A 2,534-nucleotide genomic window follows, 5' to 3' on the forward strand; every position below is an offset into this window, starting at 1 on the left:
GGGGCTGTCGCGGGGCTGTCGCGACGGCAGGCCTCGGCACGCTATGGGGTTGGTATCAGCACCGTCATCAGGTGGGTGCAGCGGTTGCGCGACAYGAGTAGCCTTGCGCCCGGCAAGATGGGTGGGCACCGGCCGAAGAAGATTGCCGGTGAGCATCGGGACTGGCTGCTGCTGCGCTGCCGAGCTGCGGATTTTACGTTGCGCGGTCTTGTGGTCGAACTTGGCGAGCGCGGCCTGAAGGTCGATTACCGCTCGGTGTGGGAGTTCGTCCACGCCGAGAAACTCAGTCACAAAAAAAGACGCTGATCGCGGCTGAGCAGGATCGACCGGATGTGTCACGCAGGCGAGCACAGTGGGCAAAGTATCAGGACCGGATCGATCCTTCCCGCCTGGTGTTCATCGACGAGACATGGACCAAAACCAACATGGCGCCACTCAGGGGATGGGCGCCGCGCGGCGAGAGAATCAAAGCCAAGGTGCCGCACGGCCATTGGAAGACCATGACCTTCTTGGCGGCACTGCGCCACGACCGCGTCGAAGCACCGTGGCTGATCGACGGGCCGATCAACGGCGAGCGTTTCCAGCTCTATGTCGACAAGGTTCTCGTCCCCACCCTCGAACCCGGCGACATCGTCATCATGGACAATCTCGGCTCGCATAAAGGCAAGGCCGTGCGCCGCGCCATCCGCTCGGCCGGCGCCAGGCTGTTCTTGCTGCCCAAATACTCGCCTGACCTGAACCCCATCGAGAAGCTCTTTGCAAAGCTAAAGCATTGGCTCCGTAAGGCTGCCAAGCGTACCGTCGAAACCGTCTGTGACGCCATCGGCCAAATCCTCGGCACCGTCTCTTCAACCGAATGCAGAAATTACTTCACAGAGGCAGGCTATGCGCCAACCTAGATTCATCCCGCTCTAGGCTGCGCATGAGCAGATATGAACTTACCGGCTTCGAATGGCGCGTGATCGAACCGATGTTACCGTTTTAGCGTGCGAGCGGGATCTCGACCGCCCTCTGATCACCCCAGGAACTTGGCGATGATCGCATCGCCCATGGCAACGGTGCCGACCTCGGTCATGCCCTCGGACAAAATATCCTTGGTGCGCAAGCCCTGATCGAGCACGGCGGCGATGGCCGCTTCGAGCTTGTCGGCCTCATCAACCATCCCGAAGGAATAGCGCATGCACATGGCGAAGGAGGCGATCATGGCGATCGGGTTGGCGATGCCCTTTCCGGCGATGTCCGGCGCCGAGCCGTGCACCGGCTCGTAGAGCGCCTTGCGCTTCTTGGTCCTCACATCAGGCGCGCCGAGCGACGCCGACGGCAGCATGCCGATCGATCCGGTCAGCATGGCGGCGATGTCGGACAGCATGTCGCCGAACAGATTGTCGGTGACGATGACGTCGAACTGTTTTGGCCAGCGCACCAGCTGCATGCCACCGGCATCGGCCAACATGTGGTCGAGCTTGACGTCGGCATACCTAGCCTTGTGGGTCTGGGTGACGACCTCGTTCCACAGCACGCCGGATTTCATCACGTTGCGCTTTTCCATTGAGGTCACATGGTTGCGGCGTGTCCGCGCGAGCTCGAAGGCGACGCCGGAAATGCGCTCGATCTCGAACGTGTCATAGACCTGCGTGTCGATGCCGCGCTTCTGGCCGTTGCCAAGATCGATGATCTGCTTCGGCTCGCCGAAATAAACGCCACCGGTCAGCTCGCGCACGATCAAGATGTCGAGCCCCTCGACCACGTCCTGCTTGAGCGAGGACGACGCCGCCAGCGCCGGATAGCAGATGGCCGGACGCAGGTTGGCGAACAGCTCCATGTCCTTGCGCAGCCGCAACAGCCCGGCTTCGGGGCGCACCTCGTAAGGCACCGCATCCCATTTCGGCCCGCCGACGGCGCCGAACAGCACCGCATCGGCGACCATCGCCTTTTCCATGTCGGCATCGGAAATCGCCGCGCCATGCGCATCGTAGGCGCAGCCGCCGACCAGCCCTTCGTCGGTGGCAAAGCCGCTGCCGAGCTTGGCGTTCATGGCTGATATCAGCTTCTTCACCTCGGCCATCGCCTCGGGGCCGATGCCGTCGCCGGCGAGCAGGAGAAGATTTTTCGAAGCCATCAGAACCGTCCCAACATCGTTTGGAGAAACCGCGGCCTTGCTAAACGCCAAGCGGGCTGTGCGCAAGGGGAGGAGTTTCCTCGCCCCCGCCAGAGGCGGGGAGAGGTGGCCGCGAAGCGGACGGAGAGGGGCCCTTTTCGTAGGGCGCAGACCCCCTCTCCGTCTCGGCTTCGCAGCGCCACCTTGTATCTGCACGAGAGAGATTTCGTGGGATTGAAGCGGTTGAGCCAAGGTCCGGGCGGCCGCCCGGACCTTGGCTTGGTGAAGTCGCCCGTACCACCTGAGGTTACAGCCGCGGGAGAGCTTGGGATCTTCGCCTTCGTCACGCACGACCGAACAGTCGCTTGGTTCCAACCGTACGCACAAGGCAGGTTACCGTGAACAAGATCATTTGTGGAGTTGATGTTTCTAAGGA

General features: G+C 62.1%; 2 protein-coding genes. One reads left to right on the forward strand and one right to left on the reverse strand.

Annotation, left to right across the window (positions count from 1 at the left end):
* The first annotated feature begins 15 nt into the window (after positions 1-15).
* Positions 16-899, forward strand: a protein-coding gene (locus tag AC1DVW_RS29620) for an IS630 family transposase (protein ID WP_477327926.1) whose coding sequence is annotated in 2 segments (ribosomal slippage) — positions 16-291 and positions 294-899 — 882 coding nt in all. Because the reading frame shifts where the segments join, the coding sequence is not laid out codon by codon here.
* Between the two features lie 116 nt (positions 900-1,015).
* Here the strand turns inward: AC1DVW_RS29620 and leuB are convergent.
* A complete protein-coding gene (gene leuB, locus AC1DVW_RS29625) occupies positions 1,016-2,119 on the reverse strand; it encodes a 3-isopropylmalate dehydrogenase (protein WP_477327924.1) in 1,104 nt (367 codons plus the stop codon).
* Positions 2,120-2,534: the final 415 nt, after the last annotated feature.

This window comes from Mesorhizobium sp. P3_B5 (genome assembly GCF_056402815.1).